The sequence below is a fragment of the Pengzhenrongella sp. genome (assembly GCF_036565025.1).
GTDB lineage: Bacteria > Actinomycetota > Actinomycetes > Actinomycetales > Cellulomonadaceae > Pengzhenrongella.
In genome coordinates this window covers 1-1805 of sequence record NZ_DATCNW010000127.1, presented here as the reverse complement: position 1 = coordinate 1805, position 1805 = coordinate 1, and the positions used below count along the sequence as shown (strand labels likewise).

Here is a 1805-nt window from a genome sequence, read left to right as displayed (position 1 = left end):
CGTCCCGGCTGCTCGTCGCCGAGCGCGGCCTGGACCCGACCGGCGCCGTGGTGGCCGACATCGCCTGGCTCGGCTCGGTCAACGCCTACCTCGGTGCGGCGGCGGGGTTCGCGACCGGCACGCCCGCAGGGGTGGCCGCGTGGCTGGTCGCCTGCGCGGACGCGGTGCGGACCGGGGCCGACGAGGGGCGCGCGATCGCGGACGCGGTGCTCGCCGGCAGGCTGGACGACCCGTCCGGGGCGTGAGCCCCCGCCGCAGCGCGCGGCGCACACAACAACGGCGTCCCGCGGGACGCCGTCGCCGTACAGCGAAATCGAAGAGGGGTATCAGGCGTGTAACTGAGTTGTCGCTACGGGTCGAGCCCGGTCGGCATGTCCGCTACGTGGACAGGTCGCGCGTGGGTTCCCTCTCCTCTTTGCTGTTGTGTCTCCCTTGATACATGGATGGTGAGCGCTTGGGAAGGGCCGTTCGTGAACATGCAGGTCAGGAAATTTGGCCGTCCGGGAGGTGGACCTGGCGTCCACCAGGTGGGCGCTCCGCGCGGCCTTATCCGGAGCGCCGGGAGCGCAGCTTGACCACGGCCCGCCACACGAGTACCCCGACGACCACTGCGACGCTCACCGCGCCGACCGTGATCACGGGTTGCGGGGCCAGGCGCGAGCGCAGCGAGATGGGACGGCTGAAGGTCAGCACGCCCCAGCCCTTGCTCAGCGCGAGCCGGCGCAGCGCCCGGTCCGGGTTCACCGCGAACGCGTGCCCGACGGCGCCGAGCATCGGCGCATCCGTGATCGAGTCGGAGTAGGCGTAGCTCGCAGCGAGGTCGTACCCGGCGGTGGCGGCGAGCTCGCGGACGGCGGACGCCTTGTTCTCGCCGTACGCGTAGAAGTCGATGTCACCGGTGTACTTGCCGTCCTCGACGGTCATCCGGGTGGCGATCACCCGGTCCGCGCCGAGCACGGCCGCGATCGGCTCGACGATCTCGGCGCCGGACGCCGAGACGATCACGACGTCGCGGCCGGCCGCGTGGTGCTCCTCGATGAGGACCACGGCCTCGGCGTACACGGCGGGGTCGATGAGCTCGTGCAGCGTCTCCGCGACGATCTGCGACACCTGCGCGACGTCCCAGCCGACGGCGAGCGAGGACAGCTGGGCACGCAGCCGCTCGGTCTGGTCGGCGTCCGCCCGGCCGACGAGGTAGACGAACTGCGCGTACGCCATCCGCAGCACGTCGCCACCGGTGATCAGGCCGCCCGCATAGAACGGGCGCGAGAACGCCGTCGCCGACGACGTCGCGATGATCGTCTTGTCGAGGTCGAAGAACGCCGCGCCGCGCGGGCGCGGGTCCGGGTCTGTGCTCGCGTCAAAGTCGGTCGCGTCGCCCTGTGGTGAACCGATCGGCGTGCCCATATCTCCTCCGTCGCAGACAGCAGCGTCGCGAGCCTAGCCAACGGGCCGAGCCGACCCCAGGACGTGTCCGCGGGCGGCCGTGCACAGGCCGGCCACGGGGGCGGGCGGCGCGGGCGCGGATCGGGTCAGCATGGGGCGCGGGTGCGGGGTGGCCGAGTGCTCGGGATCGGGCATGGCGAAGGTCGCGGACCGGTGTTGTCGTGGCGGGTCGGGTCGGGTCGGGTCGTGGCGGTGCCGTGGTGGCAGTGACACAGGGGGGCGGTGGAGTCGATGGGGAGCGGTCGGGTGGTCGGCGTCGTCGGGGCGCGCGGGGGGATCGGGGCGTCCTCGCTCGCGGCGTCGCTCGCGCGGCGGCTCGCGGCGGGGAGCTCGCGGCGGGGTCGCCGCGCGCGACGGGG

The 1805-nt window shown here is 73.2% G+C and carries 1 protein-coding gene and 1 pseudogene; one reads left to right on the top strand and one right to left on the bottom strand.

The window, feature by feature from the left end:
• A pseudogene (locus VIM26_RS07150) lies at positions 1-245 on the top strand (cell filamentation protein Fic); the annotation flags it as partial.
• A 301-nt stretch (positions 246-546) separates the two neighbouring features.
• Here the strand turns inward: VIM26_RS07150 and VIM26_RS07145 are convergent.
• Positions 547-1407 carry an HAD-IB family hydrolase gene (locus tag VIM26_RS07145; protein WP_331949660.1) on the bottom strand — a complete coding sequence of 287 codons (861 nt, stop codon included), beginning with the start codon at positions 1405-1407 and terminating at the stop codon, positions 547-549.
• Between the last annotated feature and the right edge of the window lie 398 nt (positions 1408-1805).